23 protein-coding genes are annotated in these 21,146 nt (G+C 70.9%); 12 read left to right on the forward strand and 11 right to left on the reverse strand.

Features of this window, described 5'->3' with window-relative positions:
• Positions 1-7: 7 nt before the first annotated feature.
• Entirely contained in the window at positions 8-841 is an 834-nt protein-coding gene (locus tag P2L57_RS21845) for a tyrosine-protein phosphatase (protein ID WP_275817109.1), read from the reverse strand.
• A 258-nt stretch (positions 842-1,099) separates the two neighbouring features.
• On the opposite strand from P2L57_RS21845, the gene P2L57_RS21850 reads away from it, so the two are divergent.
• Positions 1,100-1,906, forward strand: coding sequence for an SGNH/GDSL hydrolase family protein (locus tag P2L57_RS21850; protein ID WP_372515843.1), 807 nt, complete (start codon positions 1,100-1,102; stop codon positions 1,904-1,906).
• A 113-nt stretch (positions 1,907-2,019) separates the two neighbouring features.
• Here the strand turns inward: P2L57_RS21850 and P2L57_RS21855 are convergent, their stop codons facing one another.
• Complete coding sequence (locus tag P2L57_RS21855; protein WP_275817113.1) at positions 2,020-2,481, reverse strand: ATP-binding protein; 462 nt, start codon at positions 2,479-2,481, stop codon at positions 2,020-2,022.
• A 137-nt stretch (positions 2,482-2,618) separates the two neighbouring features.
• On the opposite strand from P2L57_RS21855, the gene P2L57_RS21860 reads away from it, so the two are divergent.
• From P2L57_RS21860 to P2L57_RS21870, 3 genes are read left to right on the forward strand one after another with little or no spacing between them, the layout of a single operon-like run.
• Entirely contained in the window at positions 2,619-3,485 is an 867-nt protein-coding gene (locus tag P2L57_RS21860; protein ID WP_275817115.1) for a Sco1979 family transcriptional regulator, read from the forward strand.
• Between the two features lie 4 nt (positions 3,486-3,489).
• Positions 3,490-3,759 (forward strand): DUF397 domain-containing protein, encoded by a 270-nt coding sequence (locus P2L57_RS21865; protein WP_275817117.1) that lies wholly within the window; start codon positions 3,490-3,492, stop codon positions 3,757-3,759.
• A gap of 33 nt (positions 3,760-3,792) precedes the next feature.
• Positions 3,793-4,599 (forward strand): SAM-dependent methyltransferase, encoded by an 807-nt coding sequence (locus P2L57_RS21870; protein ID WP_275817119.1) that lies wholly within the window; start codon positions 3,793-3,795, stop codon positions 4,597-4,599.
• Between the two features lie 9 nt (positions 4,600-4,608).
• On the opposite strand, the gene P2L57_RS21875 is transcribed toward P2L57_RS21870, so the two are convergent.
• The 3 genes from P2L57_RS21875 to P2L57_RS21885 all read right to left on the reverse strand — a co-directional run bounded on the left by P2L57_RS21875 (position 4,609) and on the right by P2L57_RS21885 (position 6,073).
• Positions 4,609-5,130, reverse strand: a complete 522-nt coding sequence (locus tag P2L57_RS21875) for a GNAT family N-acetyltransferase (RefSeq protein WP_275817121.1) — start codon at positions 5,128-5,130, stop codon at positions 4,609-4,611.
• Between the two features lie 89 nt (positions 5,131-5,219).
• Complete coding sequence (locus P2L57_RS21880; protein ID WP_275817123.1) at positions 5,220-5,399, reverse strand: DUF6126 family protein; 180 nt, start codon at positions 5,397-5,399, stop codon at positions 5,220-5,222.
• 44 nt (positions 5,400-5,443) lie between these two features.
• On the reverse strand, positions 5,444-6,073 hold the full coding sequence (locus P2L57_RS21885) for a helix-turn-helix domain-containing protein (RefSeq protein WP_275817125.1): 630 nt from the start codon (positions 6,071-6,073) through the stop codon (positions 5,444-5,446).
• Positions 6,074-6,367: 294 nt separating this feature from the next.
• On the opposite strand from P2L57_RS21885, the gene P2L57_RS21890 reads away from it, so the two are divergent.
• The gene (locus tag P2L57_RS21890) at positions 6,368-6,670 is read left to right on the forward strand and encodes a LysR substrate-binding domain-containing protein (RefSeq protein ID WP_308292500.1); all 303 of its coding nucleotides are present in this window, start codon (positions 6,368-6,370) and stop codon (positions 6,668-6,670) included.
• Between the two features lie 10 nt (positions 6,671-6,680).
• Here P2L57_RS21890 and P2L57_RS21895 read toward each other — a convergent pair whose 3' ends face one another.
• Entirely contained in the window at positions 6,681-7,484 is an 804-nt protein-coding gene (locus P2L57_RS21895; protein WP_275817126.1) for a trypsin-like serine peptidase, read from the reverse strand.
• Between the two features lie 361 nt (positions 7,485-7,845).
• Here P2L57_RS21895 and P2L57_RS21900 point away from each other — a divergent pair, with 361 nt between their 5' ends.
• Together P2L57_RS21900 and P2L57_RS21905 are read left to right on the forward strand one after the other, a co-directional pair.
• Positions 7,846-8,271: an OsmC family peroxiredoxin gene (locus tag P2L57_RS21900; protein ID WP_275817127.1), complete on the forward strand. Its 426-nt coding sequence runs from the start codon at positions 7,846-7,848 to the stop codon at positions 8,269-8,271.
• A gap of 132 nt (positions 8,272-8,403) precedes the next feature.
• Positions 8,404-8,586, forward strand: a complete 183-nt coding sequence (locus P2L57_RS21905; RefSeq protein ID WP_275817128.1) for a tail-anchor membrane protein — start codon at positions 8,404-8,406, stop codon at positions 8,584-8,586.
• Positions 8,587-8,602: 16 nt separating this feature from the next.
• Here P2L57_RS21905 and P2L57_RS21910 read toward each other — a convergent pair whose 3' ends face one another.
• Both P2L57_RS21910 and P2L57_RS21915 read right to left on the reverse strand, forming a co-directional pair.
• Positions 8,603-9,523, reverse strand: a complete 921-nt coding sequence (locus P2L57_RS21910) for an undecaprenyl-diphosphate phosphatase (protein WP_275817129.1) — start codon at positions 9,521-9,523, stop codon at positions 8,603-8,605.
• Positions 9,524-9,713: 190 nt separating this feature from the next.
• The gene (locus tag P2L57_RS21915) at positions 9,714-10,136 is read right to left on the reverse strand and encodes a BlaI/MecI/CopY family transcriptional regulator (protein WP_275817131.1); all 423 of its coding nucleotides are present in this window, start codon (positions 10,134-10,136) and stop codon (positions 9,714-9,716) included.
• 275 nt (positions 10,137-10,411) lie between these two features.
• Here P2L57_RS21915 and P2L57_RS21920 point away from each other — a divergent pair, with 275 nt between their 5' ends.
• The 5 genes from P2L57_RS21920 (at position 10,412) to P2L57_RS21940 (ending at position 15,061) form a co-directional block, all read left to right on the forward strand.
• Positions 10,412-11,713 (forward strand): MGDG synthase family glycosyltransferase, encoded by a 1,302-nt coding sequence (locus tag P2L57_RS21920; RefSeq protein WP_275817133.1) that lies wholly within the window; start codon positions 10,412-10,414, stop codon positions 11,711-11,713.
• A 119-nt stretch (positions 11,714-11,832) separates the two neighbouring features.
• Positions 11,833-12,630 carry a polysaccharide deacetylase family protein gene (locus P2L57_RS21925; RefSeq protein WP_275817135.1) on the forward strand — a complete coding sequence of 266 codons (798 nt, stop codon included), beginning with the start codon at positions 11,833-11,835 and terminating at the stop codon, positions 12,628-12,630.
• A gap of 114 nt (positions 12,631-12,744) precedes the next feature.
• Positions 12,745-13,395 carry an alpha-ketoglutarate-dependent dioxygenase AlkB family protein gene (locus P2L57_RS21930; RefSeq protein WP_275817137.1) on the forward strand — a complete coding sequence of 217 codons (651 nt, stop codon included), beginning with the start codon at positions 12,745-12,747 and terminating at the stop codon, positions 13,393-13,395.
• A gap of 50 nt (positions 13,396-13,445) precedes the next feature.
• Complete coding sequence (locus P2L57_RS21935) at positions 13,446-13,913, forward strand: PPOX class F420-dependent oxidoreductase (RefSeq protein ID WP_275817139.1); 468 nt, start codon at positions 13,446-13,448, stop codon at positions 13,911-13,913.
• A complete protein-coding gene (locus tag P2L57_RS21940; protein WP_275817141.1) occupies positions 13,910-15,061 on the forward strand; it encodes an MBL fold metallo-hydrolase in 1,152 nt (383 codons plus the stop codon). The genes P2L57_RS21935 and P2L57_RS21940 overlap by 4 nt, the downstream gene beginning before the upstream one ends.
• A gap of 475 nt (positions 15,062-15,536) precedes the next feature.
• Here P2L57_RS21940 and P2L57_RS21945 read toward each other — a convergent pair whose 3' ends face one another.
• The 3 genes from P2L57_RS21945 to P2L57_RS21955 all read right to left on the reverse strand — a co-directional run bounded on the left by P2L57_RS21945 (position 15,537) and on the right by P2L57_RS21955 (position 21,132).
• A complete protein-coding gene (locus tag P2L57_RS21945; protein WP_275817143.1) occupies positions 15,537-17,417 on the reverse strand; it encodes a DUF2264 domain-containing protein in 1,881 nt (626 codons plus the stop codon).
• On the reverse strand, positions 17,414-18,220 hold the full coding sequence (locus tag P2L57_RS21950) for an ABC transporter permease (protein WP_275817187.1): 807 nt from the start codon (positions 18,218-18,220) through the stop codon (positions 17,414-17,416). Before P2L57_RS21950 ends, P2L57_RS21945 begins: the two co-directional genes overlap by 4 nt.
• A gap of 143 nt (positions 18,221-18,363) precedes the next feature.
• The gene (locus P2L57_RS21955) at positions 18,364-21,132 is read right to left on the reverse strand and encodes a CocE/NonD family hydrolase (protein WP_275817145.1); all 2,769 of its coding nucleotides are present in this window, start codon (positions 21,130-21,132) and stop codon (positions 18,364-18,366) included.
• Between the last annotated feature and the right edge of the window lie 14 nt (positions 21,133-21,146).

Genomic DNA, 21,146 nt, shown 5'->3' on the forward strand with positions numbered 1-21,146 from the left:
GCCGACCCTAGCGGTTGTCGTCCTCCAGCAGGAGGGTACCCAGCAGCTCCCTGCGCTTGTCGGTCAGCCCCAGGCCCTCGGACAGATAGCGGTCGGTCGAGCCCCACCGCTCGTCGATGGCCTCGAAGGCGGTCGCCAGATACTCGGGACGGGCGTCGAACAGCGGATTGAGCAGCTCCATCACCTCAGCGGTGGCGATGTCGGCGCCGTTCCGACCGCGCTGGATGCGGTAGCGGCGGTGGGCGTCGTTGCTGAGCATGTAGTCCGCCTCGATCTCGGACCGCCGCACGCCGAGCGCGAGCAGCACCACCGCGATCGAGGTGCCCGCCCGGTCCTTGCCCGCCGCGCAGTGCAGCAGCGCCGGTACGGACGGCTCCGCGACGAGGAGGTCCAGCAGCCGGGCGTGGTCCTCGGTGCGCTCCAGGATCAGGGAGCGGTACGCCTGCTTCATCCGCGCCGCGCCCCTGCCGTCGCCCAGCACGGCCCGCAGCTCGTCGAGGTTGCCCTCCCGTACCGTGCCCCAGAACTCCGCACCGGCGGCCGGGTCGCTCAGCGGCATGTTCACGTTCCGCACCCCTGGAAGAGCGACGTCCGGGCCCTCCAGCTTGATGTCGGAGGCGTTGCGGAAGTCGAAGATCGTGTGCAGGCCGAGGGAGGCGAGGTAGGTGGCGTCCTCGTCGGTGGCGTGGGCGAGGTGACCGCTGCGGAAGAGGCGTCCGTGCCGGACCCGGCGGCCGTCGCCGGTGGCCAGTCCGCCGACATCGCGAAAGTTGCGCACTCCGGTCAGCTCGGGCTCGGCTTGCGTCTGCGGTGTCGGGGCCTGCGGCGTCTGCTGGGTCACCGTGACTCCTTCTGGACGGGGCCGACGGTGCGGATCACCGCCGTGACTGCCACAGCTGACCATACGACAGTCTGACTTAGGGCGTACCAGGTGGTATGTGGGCGCTCAATGATTCTTCTCGCGCCCTGGCTTGCCATGCACCCCGCGGCACCCGGCCCTATTCCGCACCAGGAGGAAAAGTTGAGTGGGATGAATCACGTTTCGTCAACCCCTGGTTACGGTGGCGTAGGTCACGTGTCCGGGTGAAGGATGTTGCGAGTGGCTGAAGTGAAGAATCCTGACACCTTGTCCACGCCGGGGGCTGCCATCGCGTCATACGCGGCGATTGGCGACAGTTTCACCGAAGGCGTCGGTGACCCGGGCGCGGACGGTACATACGTCGGCTGGGCGGACCGGCTCGCCGTCATGCTCGCGGACCACCGCCCGGACGGTGAGCTGCGCTACGCGAACCTCGCGGTACGCGGGCGACTGCTCGACCGGATCGTCGCGGAGCAGGTGCCGCGCGCCGTTGAACTCGCCCCCGACCTGGTCACGTTCTGCGCTGGCGGCAATGACATCCTGCGCCCCGGAACCGACCCCGACGATGTCGCCCAGCGTTTCGAGGCGGCGGTCGCCGCGCTGACCCGCGCCAGCGGGACGGTGCTGGTCGCCACGGGTTTCGACACCCGTGGCGTGCCGGTGCTGCGTCATCTGCGCGGCAAGATCGCCACGTACAACGCGCATCTGCGGGCCGTGGCCGACCGGTACGGATGCCCGGTGCTTGATCTGTGGTCGCTGCGGTCGGTGCAGGACCGGCGGGCCTGGAGCGAGGACCGTCTGCATCTGTCCGCAGACGGCCATCGGCGGGTTGCCCTGCGGGCGGCCCGGGTCCTCGGGGTTACCGTCTCCGGCGATCCCGACGAGCCGTGGCCTCCGCAGGAGTTCCGTACCTCCGCCGACGTTCGGCGGGACAACATCCACTGGGCGCGGGAGCATCTGGTGCCGTGGATCGGGCGCCGGCTGCGGGGGGAGTCCAGCGGGGACCGGGTCTCCGCGAAGCGGCCGGATCTGCTTCCGGTCCGCTGAGCTCGGGGTTCGGCGTTTTTGCCCTCCCGCCCCCGACCTGCCGGCGGCCGTGCGCAACGGCAAGGCTGCGGACCGCGGCAACGGGGGGAGGGAGGGGAAAGCCGCGAAAGACGCTAGTCGCGCCGGAGGACGGCCCAGACGACGCGCCCCCGCCCATCCGCGCAGGGGTGAACCCCCCACGCCGCAGCGAGAGCGTTCACAAGAAGCAACCCCCGGCCGCTTTCCTCGTCCACCCCCGCCTCGCGGGGCTGAGGCTGCGTCAACCCGCGTCCCTCATCCGCCACTTCGAGCCGCAACAAGCTCGAAGTGACCCGCAGGGCGCAAGCTATCCGCTCGCTGTCGCTGTAGCGGATCGCGTTGGTGAACAATTCGGAGAGCACCAGACCGGCGTCGTCGCGGACGTCGTCGTCGACACCGCGCTCCGCCAGCAGCGTTCGGAGGCGCCTCCTGGCCTCGGCAACACAGGCGCCGAGCGCGGGCAGGTGGAACACGTCCATGCGGGACGCGCTCAACTGCCGCTGGGCGGTGAAGCCCGCCGGGCGCTCCAGTCCAAGAGCGTCATGGGAGGAAGCCACCAGGCCACTATGCGCGTAGCGCGCGACAGATGGCAAGATGCGTTCTGTAATTTGCAGAATCAGCATGACAGTCTGTTCCGGTTCTCTGACGGCGTGACACACTGCTTGTCCGCATGGGTAGTTGGAAGGGGTGGGCGGTGACGGATGCTCGCGCCGGAGGCGCGCCGACGGTCCTTCGGGTGATCCTCGGCAAGCGGCTCGCGGACCTCCGGGAGAAGGCGGCGCTCAACTATGAACAGGCCGCCGCGACGCTTGATGTCACGCATGCCACTGTCCGCAGAATGGAGAAGGCCGAGGTCGGCCTGAAGATCCCGTACGTCGAGAAGCTGCTGCGCACCTACGGGGTGACCGACCCGGTGGAGGTCGAGGGCTTCCTCGCGCTGGCCCGGGAGGCCAACCGCCCCGGCTGGTGGCACCGTTACCGCGACGTACTGCCCGAGTGGTTCAGCGCCTTCGTCAGCCTGGAGGGTGAGGCGGGCCTGATCCGCGCCTACGAACCGCACTACGCGCCGGGACTGCTGCAGACCCAGGAGTACGCGACCGCCGTGTTCCGCGCCGGAATGCCGCAGGCCGCCACCGAGGAGATCGACCGCCTCCTCGCGCTGCGGATGGAGCGCCAGGCGGTGCTCAACCGTGATGATCCGCCGCTGCTGTGGGTGGTGGTGGACGAAACGGTTCTGCGTCGTCCGATCGGCGGCCGGAGTGTCATGCGGGGGCAGGTGGACCGGCTGATCGAGGCCTGTTCGCTGCCCCACGTCCGGCTCCAGGTCATCCCGTTCGCAGCGGGCCCGCATCCCGCGATGTACGGGCCGTTCCACATCTTCCGGTTCCAGGTTCCGGAACTGCCCGACATCGTCTGCGCAGAGAGCCTGATAGGGGCTGTCTACTTCGACCAACGCGATGACGTGTCGGGTTTCCAGGAAGCGCTGGACCGGTTGTGCGCGCAAGCCGCGCCGGCACAGAGCACCGAGGCCTTCCTTGGTGCCATTCGCAAGGAGATCTGACCACATGCATCGCACGCATTACGGGGACCGTGCAAGCGGGGAACGCATATACAACGGCATGCCCGCCAAGGACCTGGGCGCCGACGGCTGGCGCAAGCCGTGGAGCGGCGGCAACGGCGGGAGCTGCGTCGAGGCGATGAAGTTGCGTGACGGCCGTGTCGCGCTGCGCCAGTCCACCGATCCGGACGGACCGGCGCTGATCTACACGCTGCACGAGATCGAAACGTTCATTCAGGGTGCGAAGTCCGGCGAAGCCGACTTCCTCCTCGCCTGACCCGAGCTACCCAGCCGAGAAAAGGAGGATGGCGTGATCGAGCCAGGCTTCCCCGCAGAAGAGATAGACACCAGCAGACCCCATCCGGCCCGGATGTACGACTACTACCTGGGCGGCCGGGACAACTACGAGGTCGACCGCGAGGCCGCGGAACGCGTCATCGCCATCGCCCCGGAGGCGCCCGCGAGCGCCCGCGCCAACCGCGCCTTCATGCGCAGGGCGGTGCGCACCGTCGTCAACAGCGGCGTCCGCCAGATCATCGACATCGGCACCGGCATTCCCACCTCGCCCAACACCCATGAGGTGGCAGGGGAGATCGCACCCGATGTGCGCGTCGCCTACGTCGACAACGACCCCATCGTGGCGGCGCACGCCGGGGCCAAGCTCACCAACACGGGCAACGCCGGGTTCGTCCTCGGCGACGTCCGTGAGCCGAAGGCGATCCTCGGGCATCCGGTGGTCCGGGAGCTGATCGACTTCGACCAGCCGGTGGCCGTGCTGCTCGTCGCCGTACTGCACTTCGTCAAGGACGAGGAGGACCCGGCCGGAATCCTCGCCGCGCTCACCGGGCACCTGCCCGACGGCAGCCATCTTGTCCTCACCCATGGCACCGCCGATTTCCACCAGGACAGCGACGGCGATGCCCGGGAGGTCTACAAGAACGCCACGGCCCAGTTGACGCTCCGCGGCTACGACGAGTTCCTCCCGCTCTTCGACGGTTTCGAACTGCTCGATCCCGGCGTCGTCCAGGTGCCGCTGTGGCGTCCGGACGGTGCGCTGCCGAGCGCCGCGGATCTGCGCCGGATCGCCTTCTACGGCGGGGTCGGCGTCAAGGAGTGAGTCGCTGGCTCAGCCCAGCGGCTTCTCGAACCAGTGCTGCGCGTAAGGGGAGTTGTTGTACGCGGGGATCTCGGCGTAGCCCAGCCTCGCGTACAGCGCACGGGCCTCGACCAGATCGTGCCGGGTGTCCAGCCGTAGCAGCGCGGCGCCCAGGGTCTGCCGGGCCACCCGCTCGGCAGCCGTGATCAGTAGGATCCCGCCGCCGTGGCGGCGGGATCCGGGCCGTATGAACACCCGGCTGAGTTCCGCGGTGCCCGGCGCGAGCAGGTGCACTCCGGCGCATCCGGCCACCTCGCCGTCGTGCCGGGCGATCAGGAACTCGCCGGTGGGCGGGGCCAGATGACCACTCGGCTCGTCGGCGAGCGCCACGTCGATCTCGGCCTGGCCTGCGTCGCGTCCGCGGTGGACCCGGTAGTACCGGTGCACGATGTCCGTGTAGTACTCGCGCAGCAGCGCGGTGGCGGTGGTTCCGTCCACCGGTTCCGGGGCGATGCTCCAGAGCCGGTCAGCGGGGCGCTCAAGGGCGGTCATATGAGCGATTGTGCTCCACGGCCGTCGGCTCATGCCGGGCGGGCGTCACCGGAGTGACTGCCCGGCCCCGGCGCCGAGTCGGCCCGCGATCAGTGGGAGTGCGAGGCGTTGGCGCCGAGCCAGAACAGGAGATAGAGGAAGGCCGCGAACAGATGAGCCCCGACGAGGTAGATGAAGACGCGGATGGCCAGACCCCGGCTCAGCCACTTCGGTGTGAGGGACTTGATCTTGTTGTTCGCGGAGATGGGGGCGGGGTTGGATTCGGGCATGGCGAAGACACCTTCCTTCACGGCGTGGCCGGTTCGCGGACGGATCAGGGGACGCGGTTGCCCTGATCGATACACAACCCGCCCAACGGGCTCTGCAGCAGTGTGTGGACGAAGAGCAACTCGACCCCTTCGGCCGACGCGGCGGCCAACTGGTGCGGGGTCAGCGAGTCGAAGTGCGCCGAGTCCCCTGGGCCGAGGACGTCGACGACATCGCCGAGTGTCAGCCGCAGCCGTCCGGAAGCCACGTACAGCCACTCCTCGCCGGGGTGCACCCGGACGACGGCGTCCTGCACCGCGGGCGGGACGTGCACCTTGAGCGCCTGCATGGCCCGGTCGGGCCCGCCCGCGCGCCGGTAGCTCCAACCTCCCGCTCGGGCCGGTTCCATCCGTCCCGCGCGGATGATCGGGTCGTGTGCGGCCGCCTCTTCGCCCAGCAACTCGGCCACCGTCGTCCCGTAGACTCGGGAGAGGCCCAGCAGCACCGGGAGCGAGGGCTGTCGCTGCTCGGACTCCAGGCGCGACAGATACGCGGGGGACAGGCCGACCCGCGAGGCCGCCGCTTCCAGCGTCAGTCCGCTGCGCCGCCGCCGGTCACGCAGCCGCAACCCGAGTCCGCTGATCTCGCGGGTCGGGGACAGTCCGGGCTCGGCTCCGGAGGGCACGCTGTCGGTCATGTGTTCAGTGCACACCGGCCGTGCCTCTCAGGCAAATTTTTTGCCTGAGAGGCAAAAGGCGTCCGCGCTACGGAAACGACAGGGGTGCCGCGGATTCCGTGGCACCCCTGTCATGTGTCCGTCTCATGTGTCCGTCACGCGAAGGCGGTGTCCGAGCCCAGCGCTTCCACCGCGTCCCACCCAGCAGGCGAGCCTGCCGGGTGGAGCGGATCCGGGCGAAGGGCTCGGCGCCGATCGGCAGCCGCAGCGGCGGGTCGTCCTGTTCGACGGCGGTGATGACGGCCAGTGCGCCGCGTGCCGGCGATCGTCCGCCGCTACTGGCGCACGGTGTTCGGTGCCCGGGCGAAGGGCTCGGCGGCGGTCGTCGTCCCCGTCCTGCGCAGCGTGCTCGCCGCCGTCGTGGCGGGCGCCGGGGTGAGCGTGCTGCCGCGCTGTCTGTGCCGTCGCGAGTTGGCCTCGGGCGCTGTGGTCGCCTCGTTGGAGCCGGAGATTGCGCCGATCAACACGATCTTCCCGGCCACGCGTACGGGGGCGGTCGCGCTGCCGCAGATCACGGCCGTGTACGGCGAGCTGACGGCGGTCGCGGCGGGCTGGTGAGCCCGCTCGGTCATGCGGGGGTGGCGGTGGCCCGCTGGTAGAGCGCGGCGATGTCGTTGTCGAAGTAGGCGCTGTACGACACGTCATCGGTGTTGCCGCCCTGCTGGAAGCCGCCGATGACGCCCATCACGGTGTTGCCGCCGGTGAGCCAGGGGCTGCCGCTGGTGCCGCCGCTGTAGGCGGTGCAGGCGATCCGCAACTGGGTGGAGCTGTAGGCGGAAACGCGGTTCACGCAGGTGATCGGGGCGTCTTCGTCGGACGGGTAGCCGGTCAGCCGCACGGTGCTGGTGTAGCTCTTGTTGATGCCCAGCGTGTAGCCGCCGACCACGTCCTGGACGTGGCGGCCGCCGAGCGGCTGGACGCTGACGAAGGCGACGTCGAGATCCTGGTCCTCGTCATTGCTCCAGCGCGGGTCCAGCGTCGCCTTGTCGAGCCTCCAGACGCCGTACGGGGCCTTCCCGTCGTGGTAACCGGGTACGAAGTACAGGTCGTCGGTGCCGTTGCTGACGCAGTGCGCGGCGGTCATCAGTAGATCCTTGCTCGCGCTCTTGACGACGCTCGCCGTGCAGAAGTGGTCCCCGTCGGTCGACACCTCGCCGTGGAAGATGGCACCGACCGTGGCGATGGCCTGGGTGTTGTGCACGGAGTGTGAGGTGCCCTGCGCCGTGGCCGAGGCGGACAGCGCCGCCGCGCTGGCGGTGCTCCCTATGGCGACCACGATCAGCCAGCCCAGGACCAGTGCCACATTGCGGCACACGCGGCGGGAGAGGGCGCGGCGTGACTCGCTGCGCCGGATCCGCTGCTGCCTGAACATGCGGTGACCCTTCTGCCAAAGGCCGATGAGGGCGTTCGTTGCCCTCGCGAGAAGATCATCGACGACAACTATGAGAATCGGATGTGAAGGCTCTCAGAGACGAGTGATTCCCGTGAAGTGTCTGCGGCACGTGAATGTCCCCGAGCGGTCCGCACGGCGCCCGGAATAGGTCCGGAAGGGCGAGCCGTCCCGAATCCACGGGGCGTGCGACCGCACGGTGCCCGCGGTACGGATGATCGGGAAGACCGCACCACGTACACCTCACCCGTACCACCCGCATGGGTTCCATAACACCGGCAGTGCGGGCCACTCGCATCCCGTAGCCGTCGCCGCACGCGCCCTACCCACAGGAGGAACCGCCGTGGCCACGAAGCGCATCGCGCACACCGTCTGGGAGGGCAACCTGCTCGACGGGAGGGGCACCGTCACCTTCGACTCCTCGGGGATCGGTGAAGCCGAGCTCACCTGGGACTCCCGAACGGAGCAGCCCGACGAAAGGACCAGCCCCGAGGAGCTGATCGCGGCGGCCCATTCGAGCTGCTACTCGATGGCGCTGTCGGACGTCCTGACCAGGGCCGGTACGCCGCCCACCACGCTGCACACGCGGGCCGAGGTGGCCTTCCAGCCGACTGAGGGCATCACCGGGATTCACCTGACCGTGCGCGGCGAGGTGTCAGGGGTGGACGCGGCCGCCTTCTCGGCGGCGGCCGCGGACGCCAAGAAGCACTGCCCGGTCAGCCAGGCGCTCGCCGGTACCACCATCACCCTCACGGCGACGCTCGACTGACCCCGCCATACACCCGTACGGGTGTATGAAGGATGAGCGGGAACCGGACGGCCGACGGTGGCGTTGACCGTACGGGGCGGAAGACGGACCGTGGTGGCACGGCCCGTACCGCGGACGGAGGGCGAGGAAGCGATGTCGAAGCGCGCTACGTATGCCGTCGGGGGCGCGGCGGTAGGGCTTGTGCTGCTGTGGGTGCTGCCGCTGTGGGCCGCACTGCTGATCATCGTCGGCGTGCCGGTCGGCGGCTATCTGCTGCTCGACCCCTCACAGCGGGCCAGGCTGAAGAGGGTCACCCGCAAGGAGATAGGCCGCTGATCCGGCGGCCGGATGCTCAGGCGAGTGTGAAGTAGGCGAGGCTGCCGAGGCCGGCCAGCGTGCAGTAGATGGCGAACGGCGTCAGCGTCCGCGTTTCGAAGTACTTGGTGAGGAAGCGCACCGCCACGTACCCCGCGACGAAGGCCGCCACGCTGCCCGCCAGCAGCTGGCCCCGGATGTTGTCACCCGCTGGACCGAGCAGTGAGGGCAACTTCAGCAGCGCCGCCGCGCCGATCACAGGTGTCGCCAGCAGGAAGGCGAACCTCGCGGAGTCCTCGTGGCTCATGCCCCGGAAGATCCCGGCGCTGATGGTCGATCCAGAGCGGCTGATACCGGGGAGCAGCGCGAGGATCTGCGCGGCACCGATCCAGGTGGCCTGGCCGAAGGTGAGCTTGGTGATCCGCTGATCGGACAGATCGTCGGGGTCGAGGTGCTCCTCGCCGGGCGCGAGCGACGAGCCCGCCCGGCGCCGTCCGGTGCCACCGCGCCGCAACTGCTCGGTGACGTACAGCACGATGCCGTTGAGTGCGAGGAAGGCGGCGGTCGGGATGGGTTTGCCGAGGGTGCTGCGGAAGACCTTGTCCAGCGCGAGGCCGGCGACGCCGACCGGAATCGTGGCCACGATCAGCAGCCAGGCGAGCCGCTGCTCGACGGTCTGGATCCGGCGCTGGCGTATCGAGCTGAACAGCCCGCGCATCACCTTGGCCCAGTCCCGCCGGAAGTAGACGACGAGCGCGACCGCGGTGGCCAGATGCAGCCCGATCAGCACATTGAGGTAGGGCGAGCCTTCGGCGGACACATCGAGGTCATGCTTCCACTGCCCGCCGAGCAGCGCGGGCAGCAGGATGCTGTGGCCGAGGCTGGAAACCGGAAACAGCTCGGTGACGCCTTGCAACAGGCCGACGCCGATGGCTTCGGGGTAGGTCAGGACGGACATCGACGACCTTTGGTCGAGGGGGCAGAACCCGGACAGGCCCCGGGCAGTGGAGAACGTACTACAGGCCGTAAATGTGACGTCGGCCAGGGAGAGCTGTTCATCCCCCGCTAGGCAGCCGTTCACCTCGGGCCGGGGCCGGGCCGGGGCGCGGTCGTGCCACCGGCCCTGAACCCGCTGCCCAACTGCCGTGCTATGCCAGGGGGCTGGCGTGATCGGACGCCAGGCGACCCTGCTCGGCGAGGAGCCGGTGGAGCAGCCGCTCGTCCTGGGCGGAGAGTTCGGAGACGAACCGGGAGAGCACCGCGGCCCGGTCCGGGCCGCGGTCGAGCAGCGAGCGCATCCGCTCCGCGGTGTGCGTGGCCTCGTCCTCGACGGGGGCGTACGCATAGCCGCGCCCCTCGCGGTGCCGGGTCAGCACCCCCTTGTCGTAGAGCCGGGACAGGATCGTCAGCACGGTGGTGTACGCGAGATCGCCGGGAAGCTGCTCGTTGACCTGCGCGGCCGTCAGGGGCTCGCCCGCGGCCCAGAGTGCGGCCAGTACACCGGCCTCCAGCTCTCCGGCGGCCCTACGGCCGTTGCCGTGCGCCGCCCCGCGCCGCTTAACGCCTGCCACCTGACCGGCCTCCTCGCATATGACATCCACCCCCGCGATACAACCCCGCAATCTACTACTTCTCGTAAAACCTCGGTGACGCCGGGTCGGCCACTTGCATCTCGCTCGTGGATCTGGGCTTTTCCCGGGTCTGGTGGGTCGGAAGTCAACTACTACACGTTGTAGAGTGCCGCATGCCCGCACCCCATCGCGCCGCGCCGCACCGGCGTTCGGCTCCGGGGCGCCCCAGGTCGTCCGTGCGGAGCGTTCCCCGACGTACGGAGGCAAGGTCGGTCGTGTCGTACCCCCACAGCCCAGCGGTCAGCGGCCCGGGCCGGATCGTGGTCGTCTCCGCGAGCGTCGGCGCGGGGCACGACGGCGCCGCCGCCGAACTCGCCCGGCGGCTCACCGCCGCCGGTGCCACCGTCGACCGTTGTGACTTCCTCGATCTGCTGCCCGCCCGGCTCGGACCGCTGATCTGCGGCAGCTACCACCAGCTGCTCAACTACGCCCCCTGGGCCTACCAGCGCATCTACGCCGCCACCGAGCGCGGCGGCGACAGCGGACGGCTGACCCGTGCGGTACTGCGCCGGGCCGAACACGCCACGCTGCGCATCCTGCCGCCGGACACCCGCGCCGTGGTCTCCACCTACCCGCTGGCCAGCCAGGTGCTCGGCGCGCTGCGCCGCGCAGGGCGGCTGAACGTCCCGGTGCTCACCTATCTCACCGACTTCTCCGTTCACCCGATGTGGGTGGCCGACGGAGTGGACACCCATCTCGCCGCCCACCCGGTACCGGCCGAGCAGGCCGTCGCGGCGGGGGCCGAGAACGTCACCGCCAGCGGCCCGGTCGTCAACCCGCGGTTCGCCCCGGCGACCGCGGCCGAGCGGGACGCCGCCCGCGCCCGCTTCGGCCTCCCCGAGCGGGCGCCGCTGGCGCTGCTGGTCGCGGGTTCCTGGGGAGTCGGCCCGGTGGAGCAGGCCGCCACCGAGATCCGCGACAGCGGCGCGGCCGTGCCGGTCGTGGTCTGCGGCCGCAACCAGGCGCTCGCCGACCGCCTGCGCGCCTCGGGCGTCGAGCACGCCTTCGGCTGGGTCGAGGACATGCCAGGCCTGATGCACGCTTCCGACGTCCTCGTGCAGAACGCCGGGGGACTCACCTCGCTGGAGGCCTTCGCCAGCGGACTGCCGGTCGCCTCCTACGGCTGCATCCCGGGCCACGGCCGGACCAACGCCGCCGCCCTCGCGGAAGCCGGCCTCGCCGTCTGGGTCCGCTCCCAGGACGAGCTCAAGCCGGTCCTGACCGAACTCCTCGAAGGCCCCCTGGGCCAGGCCCAACGCGCCGCCGGGCTCGCGCTGTTCAGCGAGGACCCGGTCGCCGGACCGGTCGCCGAGATCCTGGCTGCCGCCGGGTCCGCCGTCGCCGGACCGGCTCCCGACGCGGTGGCCGCCCCGGCCGGGGGGCGCCGTCCGGCCGGTCGAAGAACCGCCATCGTGCTCGCCGCCGCCCTGGCCACCACGATGCTCGCCAGTCCCGAGACCACCGAGGCCGCGGTGGCCCGCGGCAGCTTCCATCTGCTGCACGACCTCGGCCGCTGACGTAACCGCCGATCGGACGCGAACCGATCCGGCCCACCGGCCGTCTAACGCACCAACCGCCCGCGGGCCGACCGTCCCCCCACTGGTAAGCCCCGTAAGTCCCGTAAGAAGGAGTGCCGATGCCCGCCTCCCGGAAGCCCGGCCTGGCCCGTACGGTCCTCAAGGCCGGATGCGTTGTGCTGCCGACACTCGCCGCCGTCCACGCCGCTCCCGTCGTCTCCACCCTCGGGCCGCTGCGCAACCGTCTGATGCCGGGGCTGTCCGGCCAGGGGCGGGCCGACCACGTGGCGTTGACCTTCGACGACGGCCCCGATCCGCTGTCCACTCCGTTCTTCCTGCGGGTGCTCGACGAGTACCGGATCCGGGCCACGTTCTTCGTCCTCGGCTCGATGGCCAACCGCTCCCCGGAACTCCTGAAGGAAATGGCCGCGGCCGGACACGAGATCGGCATCCACGGCTGGCAGCACCGGCCCCTGCTGCTGCGCGGCCCGCGCGCCACGTACGACGACTTCGCCCGTGCCCACGACCGGGTGGCCGAGATCACCGGGCGGGCACCCCGGCTGTTCCGGCCCCCGTACGGCGTGATGTCCACGTCCGCGCATCTGGCGGTCCGGCGGCTCGGCCTGACCCCCGTGCTGTGGACCTGCTGGGGCGAGGACTGGACCCGGCGGGCCACCCCGCGCTCGGTGTACCGCACCGTCACCGCCGATCTGCGCGGCGGCGGCACCATCCTGCTCCATGACTCCGACTGCACATCGGCTCCCGGCGCCTGGCGGTCCGCGCTCGGCGCCCTGCCCCTCCTCCTCGACACCTGCGAGCGGCGGGGCCTTCAGGTCGGCCCGCTGCGCGAACACGACGCGGTCACGGCCGCCCACGTCTGCGCATCGCGCAGGCCGGTGGGGTCGGTCCGGGCATAGGGCCTGTCCGGCGGAGCCGGTGCGCCGTGGGTTGCGGCTCGCGCGCCCCGCAGCGTGCGGCCGCTCGCCCTCGTTGCGGGACGGCCCTTCGTACCCCGTACGTACAGTGAGAACGTGACCGACGAGCTGTTCGCACGGCCGCGCGCGCATATCGCACCAGGCGCCGTCCATATACCCGGCTGGCTCGACCTGGATGCCCAGCGGCGGCTGCTCGCATCCTGCCGCGAGTGGGCCCGGCCACCCGCCGGGCTGCGGACCGTGACGATGCCGCGCGGTGGCCAGATGTCGGTCCGCACGGTCTGCCTCGGCTGGCACTGGTTCCCCTACGGCTACGCGCGGACCGTGGTCGACGGCGATCGCGCGCCGGTGAAACCGTTCCCCGACCGGCTTGGCGAGCTGGCCGCTGCCGCCGTCGCCGAGGCGTACGGATATCCGTGCACCGACCCGTACGACACCGCGCTCGTCAACTTCTATACGGCGGGCGCCTCGATGGGCCTGCACCGGGACAGCGACGAGCGCTGCGACGCGCCGGTCGTCTCGCTCAGCCTTGGCGACACCTGTGTCTTCCGTTTCGGCAACACCCGGACCAGGACCCGCCCGTGGGCCGATGTGGAACTACGCAGCGGCGACCTGTTCGTCTTCGGCGGTGCGTCCCGCCTCGCCTACCACGGAGTGCCCCGCACGCTCCCCGGCACGTCCCCAATGGCGCTCGGCCTGACCGGTCGGCTGAACATCACCCTCCGGGCCAGTGGCCTTGACGGGTGACCGCGGTGGTCAAGTGGAACACCACGTCGCGGCCGTGCGTTGAGGCCGACATGACGGGAATCGATTCGGGCGTCGACCGGCGCGACGAGCACCAGGAAGCACTGCTGCAGCTGCTCACTGAAGTGGACGGCGGGGTCCTGGTCACCCTCAAGCGTGACGGACGGCCCCAGCTGTCCAACGTCAACCACCACTACGACCCCAAGGAGCGGATCGTCCGGGTGTCCATCACCGACGACCGCGCCAAGACCCGCAATCTGCGCCGCGACCCGCGCGCCAGCTACCACGTCACCAGTGCCGACCGCTGGAGCTGGACCGTCGCGGACGGAACCGCCGAGCTGTCCGAGGTCGCCGCCGACCCGCACGACGACGCGGTGGAAGAACTCGTCGACCTCTACCGCGCGGTCCGCGGTGAGCACCCCGACTGGGACGAGTACCGGGCGGCGATGGTGGCCGACCGGCGGGTGGTCATGCGGCTGCGCGTGGAGCGCGCCTACGGGCAGCCGGGACGGCGCGCATGAGCGGCTGGCGTCCCCTCTCCTTCGGCGCCGACCCGACCCGGGAGCGGATGGCCCGCATCCAGAGCTCCCCGAACTTCGAGGACGGCGTGTTCGTCAACCCGACCGGTCCGTCGGGCCCGCCGCGCGGGTCCGCCTGGGGCATGCTCAAGTCCCAGCTGCGCAAGGCCGACCGGATCCCCAGGCGACCCGCGGCCCCGGTGCCGGTGTATCCGTACACCCTTGCCGAACTGGCCACCCCACCGTCGTCGGGACTGCGCCTGACGTGGATGGGGCACTCCAGTGTGCTCGCCGAGATCGACGGGCGGCGGGTGCTGTTCGATCCGGTGTGGGGCGAGCGCTGTTCCCCGTTCGGCTTCGTCGGACCGCGGCGGGTCCATCCCGTGCCCGTACCGCTGACCGAACTGGGACCGCTGGACGCCGTGGTCATCTCGCACGACCACTACGACCACCTGGATCTGCCGACGATCCGGCAACTGGTCGGCACCGGAACGCAGTTCGTCGTGCCGCTGGGCGTCGGTTCACATCTGGAACGGTGGGGTGTGCCCACCCGGCAGATGACCGAGCTCGACTGGCAGGAGTCCTCGACGATCGCCGGACTCACCTTCACGGCCACGCCGGCCCGGCACTTCTGCGGGCGCGGCATCCGCAACACCCAGCACACGCTGTGGGCCTCCTGGGCAGTACGCGGACCCGAGCACCGGATCTACCACAGCGGCGACACCGGATACTTCCCGGGCTTCGCCGACATAGGCGCCAAGCACGGCCCCTTCGATGCCACGATGATCCAGATCGGCGCCTACAGCGACTACTGGCCGGACATACACATGACCCCTGGTGAGGGGATACGTACACACCTCGATCTGCAGCGGGACGACCCGGCACAGGGCGTGTTGCTGCCCATCCACTGGGGCACGTTCAACCTGGCCTTCCACCCGTGGGCCGAGCCGATCGAACAGACCATGTACGCCGCCCACAGGGCCGGTGTGGCTGCCGCCGCACCGAAGCCGGGCCAGCCGTTCGAGCCCAGCGGCCAACCGCCCGCCGAGTCATGGTGGAGGGCTGTGGCCGTGCCTCCGGCAGCCGGCTGGCCCGCGTGGCCACCCGCGGCGGCGGCTCAAGCGGAACTGGACCTGGCGGCTGACCGATGAGGACCCGGAGCGGGGTTTGGCGGCCCCCGCTACGGGTGACCTGCGGCAAGTCGGCCTGAATATAGGAGCTTTGATGCACCCTCGGCGCTCTCGTCCGCCTCGGCAACCCGGGAACCGGCCGACTCCCTGAGCGCTGTGGACGGCGGAACCCGCCCTCCACAGCGCTCAGCCCAAACCGGGCCCCGATCGCAGTTACCGCCGGTCGCGCCGCCGAGCACCGCGGCTCCGCGAGCTCCCGCGCTTCCCGGCCGAGCCGCTGCGGCGCTCGCACATCGGCAGCGCGTTCACGATCGACCGCGTCGGCGTACCGTGAAGACATGACGGGGCGGCTGCCGCATGACCAGTGCTGGTCAAGCGCCAGCGGAACGGCTGGTACATCAGCCATCAGGTACCCCGCGTCGACTGGTTGTTGGGACCGGAACGGCCGGACTACAGGTTCATGTCGCGTTTGGAGATGAATGGAATTGACAGCTCGTCAGGCGCGCAGCTCGGGGCCGTCGGCGAAACGGATGACGGCCGCACCGTCCACCACCTCGGCTGTGATGCCCTCGCACAGCGAGGCCACGTCCAGCGGGGCGCCGGTCAGCGCGACAAGCGTCACATGGACGCTGCGACCGCCCGGGTGCGGAGCCGAGGTGAGGTACGGAACGGCCGAACACCGGCCGAGGGCGTTGGCGTTGGTGTGACGGGCGACATGCCCACCACACCAGCCGTACAGGCCGACGACGGCGCTGGTCAGACCGTCACCGCGACGCGCCAGCGCCCAGTGGTCACCAGCCTCGGCCACCGGCGGTTCCGGTCCGGCGAGCGCGTAGCCGCCGTCGCGGACCGTGGCTCCCGCGGGCGCCTCGACCCGGTGGACGCGGATCTCCCAACCGCCGTGCGGCAGGGCGGTGGTCTCGACGCGGTACTCGCTCTGGTCTCCCGGGAGGCGGGCCGCGTACCAGGACGCGGCGCGGGAGGGTGAGACGGTCAGCGGGTGGATGGCGGTACGGCGGGAGGCCGTGCCGTCGGCGGCCACCAGCGCCAGATGGCCGTCGAGCCGGGAGGCCCGGGCGTGCGGCGCGGTCTCCGGCGCGGTGCGCGAGGAGTAGCCGAGCTTCGCGTAGTGCGGGTCGTCGGACGGGTCCGCGGTATCCGGGTCGGCACGGTCGCTGCCGTGGTTGAGCAGTCGTACGATCCCGTCGCCGCGGGTCCCGTGCAGCAGCCAGCCGGGCGCGGGCAGCGCCACGTACTGGTCCGACTCCTCGACGGGCAAGGGGAGTTCGGGCGCGGTCCACACCGGGTGCCGCGCGGGCAGCAGCAGCCCGAGGAAGCCTTTGCTCGCCCAGTACGGCGACGCGGGTCCCGAGTAGTCCTGGGTGACCGGGAGAAACGGCGCGTACCAGCCGAGGCTCAGCAACCCGCGCTCGTCGGGCACCCCCCGTTCGGTGAAGTGCCGCAGCACACCGGAGGCGAGGCGGCGGGTGCGGCCGGGGGCGAGCGGTGTGGCGTCGGCGAGTTCGCCCAGCCACACCGGCGCCACGGTCGCGAAGCGGTAGGTGAGCGACCGGCCCTGGTGCACGGGGGCGCCGTCGGAGCCGAAGAAGTGCTGGTATCCGTCCAGGAACCGGCGGAGGCGGTCGCGGTAGGCGGCCACCCGGGCGGGGTCGGCGTGCTCCCCGGCGATGCGTGCCCACATCAGTGGGTACAGGTGCATCGCCCAGCCGTTGTAGTAGTCGAAATTGCGGCCGTCGCCGTCGGTGTACCAGCCGTCGCCGACGTACCAGTCCTCGATCCGCTCCAGACCGCCGTCGATGTCCGCCTGGCGGTACGGAGCGCCGACCGAAGCCAGGAACTGCTCGCACACCACCTGGAAGAGCCGCCAGTTGTTGTCATGCGTCCGGTTTCCCAGGAAGCCGGAGAACCAGTCGACGGCCCGCTGCTGCACGGCAGCCTCCAGCCGGTCCCAGATCCAGCGGCGGGTCTCGTGCAGCCCGATGGCGATCGAGGCCGCTTCCACCATGGGCTGTGAGCAGGCGGCGAGTTGCGGCCACGCCTCGTCGCTGGTGCGGTCGGTGCCCGTTGTCAGACCCCGCGCGTAGCGTTCTGTCAGGCGCTGGTCCACCTGGCCGTCGGCGCCCGCGATGCGGAAGGAGGCCAGCAGAAATGACCGCGCGTATCCTTCGAGCCCGTCCGAGTCGTCCCCCGAGCAACTGGCCCGCCCGGGAAGGCGGTACTGCGCCCAGCCCGGCGTCGCGTACGGGACGAGGCCGTCCAGCAGCCGGTCGGCCACCGCCTCCCAGTGCGCACGGGTCCAACCGGTCAGCGGCGAGAGCGTTGCGTCGGCGGGCGGGAGCTCCAGCCGCGCGGTCACGACACGATGTCCTTGCGCTGGAAGCCGCGGAACGCGAGGGCGGCGCAGACCACGGCATAGGACAGCGCTACGGAGGCGCCCTTCACCATGCCCGTCCACTCCAGGTCGGGCTGCAGGGCATCGGCCCAGGCGTACTGCCAGTGCGTGGGCAGGATGTTCCGCAGCGAGCCCAGTGCCGTGATCGCGTCGAGGATGTTGGAGAGGATCGCCATGCCCACGGCTCCGCCGACGGCGCCCAGCGGAGCATCGGTCACCGTCGACAGCCAGAACGCGAGCCCTGCCACGGCGAGTTGGCTGACGAAGACATAACCCGCGATCGCCGCGAAGCGCAGCGCGGCCGTTCCGGCGGGCAGCGTGCCACCGGCGGGCAGTTGGAGATCTCCCCATCCGTACGCGGCCGTGCCGACCGCGAGCGCGACGGCGGGCAGCGCCAGGACCGCCGCCGCGCTGAAGCCGAAGGCGACCAGCGCCTTGCTGGTCAGCAGCCGTGCGCGGGGGACCGGCGCCGCCAGCAGATAGCGCAGCGACGACCAGCCTGCTTCGGACGCCACCGTGTCACCGAAGAACAGCGCCACCGGCAGGGTGAGCAGGAAGCCGCTGGAGACGAAGAGCACCGCAAGCGCGAAGTTGAGCCCCGAGGAGGTGGCCACATCGATGAGCGAGGGAATGTTGTCGCGGCCATGCGGGGTGCCGCCGATAGCGAAGGCCGCCCACACCACGGCGGGCAGCAGCAGCACCACCGCGAACGCCACCAGGGTTCTACGGCGCAGCAGTTGGCGTACCGCCTCCACCCGCAGCGGCAGCGTGCGGCCGGGCCGGTAACCGGGGGCCGCGCCCGGCGCGCCGCCGGTGCGTGGGGTGTTCGCGGTCGTGTCAGCCGTGCCGGCGCCGGTCTCGTCAGGCGTACGGGCCGTACCGGCGGCGCTGCTCGCGCCACGGGTGCTGGTCACGCCGGGCCTCCGATCAGGGTCAAGAACGCGTCCTCCAGGCGGCGGTGCGGGCCGACCCGGGTCACCGGCACGCCCAGCCGCAGCAGTTCGGCCAACAGCTCCGGCACGGTCATCCTGTCCAGCCGCACCAGCAGTCCGTCCGCCACGGTCTGAACCGCGCCGACGCCCGGCAACCCGGCCAGTTTCCCGGCCGTCGCCGCCAACTCGGTGTCCGCCATCGGCTCCACCCCGACGGACATCAGGTCACCGCCACCGGTGATCTCGGCGACCGGTCCGGCCGCGATGAGTTGTCCCTTGTCCATGACGACGAGATGCGTACAGCTTTGTTCCACCTCGGAGAGGAGGTGACTGGAGACGATGACCGTCCTGCCCGTCGCCGCATAGCGGGTGATCACCGACCGCATCTGGCGGATCTGCGGCGGGTCGAGTCCGTTGGTCGGCTCGTCCAGGATCAGCAGGTCGGGCAGGCCGAGCATGGCCTGCGCGATGGCGAGGCGCTGCCGCATGCCCTGCGAGTACGTCCGTACCGGCCGATCAAGGGCGTCACCGAGGTCGGCGATCTCCAACGCCTCGGTGAGGTGCGCGTCTTCCGCGGGCCTGCCGGTGGCGCGCCAGTACAGGTCGAGGTTGGCCCGACCGGTCAGATGCGGCAGGAATCCCGCGCCCTCCACGAACGCGCCCACCCGTGAGAGGACCGACGCCCCGGCGCGAACCGATCGCCCGAAGATCCGGATGTCTCCTGCGTCGGGCCGGATCAGGCCCATCATCATGCGCATGGTGGTGGTCTTGCCCGCGCCGTTGGGACCGAGCAGCCCCAGCACCTGCCCGCGCTCCACCCGGAAGGACAGCTCCCGCACGGCATAGCGCTCCGTGCTGCCGTGATACCGCTTGGACAGCCCGGAGATCTCCAATGGCACGTCCAGCAGGGCGGGTTCGGGCTGGCGCGCAGCGGCCGGTCCGGTCCTACGGCCGAGCCCGCGGCGTCCGCTGAGCAGCAGCGCGGCGGCCGCGGCGACCGCGACGGCGGGCACCACCCAGGTCCAGACCGGCAGCCCGGGCTGGCCGGTGGTGAGCGACGGCACCGTAGGCACGCTCAGCCCGGGGCCGCCGCTCCCGGACGCGAGGGAGACCCGGTAGACGGCGGGGGCGGCGGGGGAGGCGTAGCCGAGATCGGTGGACGCCAGGGCGAGGCGCAACCGGTGCCCGGCCGGGAACTCGTGATCTATGGCGGGCAGGCTGACCGTCACGGTGCGTCCACCGCCCGCGCCGGTCACCCGCAGCGGTGCGACCAGTTGGCTCGGTAGGAGCTGCTGGCCGCCCGCGCTCACGTCGTACACCTTGGCGAAGAGCACCGCGTCACCGGCATCCGCGTTCGACGACACGGTGAGTCGTACCCGAGGCGATCCGGTCACCGTCAGCGGTGAGGTCAGCACCGCTGAGTCGAACACCGCGCGTTGGCCGGGGAAGTCCAGCGCCAGGCCCTGGCCAAGGCTGCCCAGTTGGGAGGCCGCCCCGCCGAGTCCGGGAACGGCCGAGACGGCGGGCGGTGAGCCTCCGGCCGGATTGGCGACCTCCTGCTGGTGGCCGGTCAACCGCAGAGTGCGGTCGGTGGTGCCGTTCAGTCCCGGGTACCGTCCGTCCGTCGCGCCGCGCAGGACCGGCTGCCCGGTCGTGGTGTCGATCCCGCCGGAGCGGGTGACCCGGAACGCCGGGCCGGTGCCCGCCTTCGCGTCGTGCTTGAGGTACCGGTCGAACCAGGCGGTGATCCGGGTGTCGACGCGGTCGGACTCCTGGTTGCCGCCGTCGTGGCCGCCCGAGGTCCAGTCCACCGCGATGGGTGCCCCGTTGGCGGCGATGGTACGGGCCATCGCATCGCTCTGGTCCAGCGGGAAGAGGGAGTCGTTCTGGCCTTGGAGCACCAGCGTGGGCACCTTGATCCGGTCGCCGACGGAAGACGGGCTGGACCGTCGCAGCAGCGTCACGCCCGCGGCGTCGGCACGTCCGGAGACGGCGGCTCGCTCGTACAGCGCGCACAGATCGGCGGTGAAACGGCAGCGCCCGGGGCCACTGCGCGCAGCCGATCCCCGCGCGGAACTGGTGGAACCCGTTGTGAAGAAGATGCCGGCCCACAGTTTCTTGAAGACCCCGGAGTCCGCGGCCTGCCCGGCGGCGTTCTGCGGGAAGAGCGCATCGGCCAGGTCCCACCAGGTGATCTGCGGGGCGATGGCGTCGACGCGCTTGTCGTACCCGGCGGCGAGCAGGGCGATCGCCCCACCGTAGGAGGCGCCGGTGACACCGACACGCGGGTCGTCCGGACCGTCCTGTTCCACATCGGGCCGATGCCCCAGCCAGTCGATCAGCCGCCGTACGTCGGCGACTTCACGGTCGGGTGAGTCAAGACCGATCGCACCGGTCGACCGGCCGAAACCACGCGCGGACCAGGTCAGCACCGCGTACCCGGAGCGCGCGAGCTGCTCGGCCTGCCCCCGTACATCGTCCTTGCTGCCGCCGAAGCCGTGCGCGAGCAGGATGGCGGGACGGCGTCCGCCACCGCCGGAGGTGAAGAACGAGGTGTCGATCCGTACGTCCGTCGGGCTGCCCGGCCTCTCGGGCATGGACAGGATCCGGTCCTCGCGGTGGACGGGCGTGGGACCGTCGGCGACGGCGAGGGACACGGCACCGCCCCCGACCAGTACGGCGAGGGCGGCGGCGCCCGCCAGCAGTCGGCGGCCGGACCGCCAGAGCCGGCGAAGGGCCAGGTACATGCGGGGGGTCCTCG

The sequence above is a fragment of the Streptantibioticus ferralitis genome, from assembly GCF_029223525.1.
Taxonomy (GTDB): Bacteria; Actinomycetota; Actinomycetes; order Streptomycetales; family Streptomycetaceae; genus Streptantibioticus_A; species Streptantibioticus_A ferralitis.